Source organism: Pseudomonas sp. HMWF006, from assembly GCF_003061205.1.
Classification (GTDB): Bacteria; Pseudomonadota; Gammaproteobacteria; order Pseudomonadales; family Pseudomonadaceae; genus Aquipseudomonas; species Aquipseudomonas monsensis.
The window spans coordinates 1-1,370 of record NZ_QAIU01000480.1 but is presented as its reverse complement, the minus strand read 5'-3'; the positions used below and the strand labels follow the sequence as shown (position 1 = coordinate 1,370).

The 1,370-nt window shown below is 53.1% G+C and carries 1 protein-coding gene and 1 pseudogene; both read right to left on the bottom strand.

Annotated features, from left to right (window positions below):
* Positions 1 to 264 (bottom strand): annotated as a pseudogene (locus DBR24_RS20920) (hypothetical protein); the annotation flags it as partial.
* A gap of 284 nt (positions 265 to 548) precedes the next feature.
* Positions 549 to 1,370, bottom strand: an 822-nt coding sequence (locus DBR24_RS20915) for an MFS transporter (RefSeq protein WP_128615707.1), incomplete at its 5' end; no start/stop codon positions are given.

Genomic DNA, 1,370 nt, shown 5'->3' with positions numbered 1-1,370 from the left:
CCCCGGCATGTAGGTTTCGTACAACCGCATCAGTTCGGGCATCTGTGCTTTACAGTGCTGTTCGGCGAACGTCAGTACTTGGGGTAAATCATCCCACGCGGCGTTGACCGCGCGTTGCGCGGCGGCGACCCTGGCGCGAGGTGGCTCGTCATTGCGATGTTGGACGTAAATCAATCGGCTGCCGAATTGGTATTCGCATTGCCAGACACCCGATGGAGCACGCCAGTGGCCAAGCATGGATTCGGTCAGTAAATTGATGCCCATATGGGTGCCACACATATTAAAAGGTGTTCAGGGTACCCTCTCAAATACCGACCTGGGAAGGCCGTAGGCATTTGGGCTATTTGCCCGAAACCCATGGGGATCCCACCGGCAGCAATGGGACGAAAGCAGCTTCTTGTAAAGGGCAGCTTTTGGCCGAAAGCAATCGATCGTGAGCGTCAGCTTTTGGCCGGTTTCAGCCTGTCGCGACAGATCAAAATCGAACCAAAAGCGGGCATTTTTAAGGTGATCTTTTGATTCCCCACTGTCTGTCTTATTGCTGCCGTTCAATCAGAATCCATATCCGTGATATCGCTCAAATTGGAAGCTCCCAGGAAGTAGAACAGTCCAGCTGCAACAATGAAGAGCGCAAGCATGTAGAAGATGTAGTGGGGAGGCTGAGTCGCCAATACGATTCCGCAAAGCACCGGCCCCAGCGCCGCGCCGAGGTTGGACAGGTTTTGTGCTCCGTAATACATGCCGCGCAGGTTGTCCGGAGCGATTTTGTCGATGAACATGTACTCGGCGGGGAATACGATGATCTCGCCGACCGTAAAAATGGCTATGGAAATGACCCAGAGCAGGATAGAGGTCGACAGGGCAAAACCCGCCAACCCCAGCATGAACATACTCAGTCCCGCGACCAGCCACAGATTCAGATGCCTGTGAGAGATCTTCCTGCCTATGGAGTATTGCAAACTGATCACCATCAGCGCATTGGTCGCCACAACGGTGCTGATGATCTGGTAGGTGGATTCTGGTGTAGTAGTGACCACCAGATACTGGGAGAGATAAGCGGTGAACTGGCCAAAAACCACCGCACTAAGCAGCCCACCAAGGGTGAAACACACCAACCGATAATCTTGGAGTAACAGTTTTCCCACGGCCAGAAACGGTACTGGTTTCTGAGCTGAATCGGTGGCGTTCAGGTCTCTATTGCCCCAAACGAAATAGATGAAAAAGAATCCTGCTCCAAGCCCGGCTGATAATAGGAATGGCAAGCTGAGATCCAGTTTGGCCATGCCAGCGCCAAGAAACGGGCCGACGGCATACCCGATGTTGGTCAGCGTATATTTGATCGAGAAAACTTCGCTGCGATCAGTGACGGG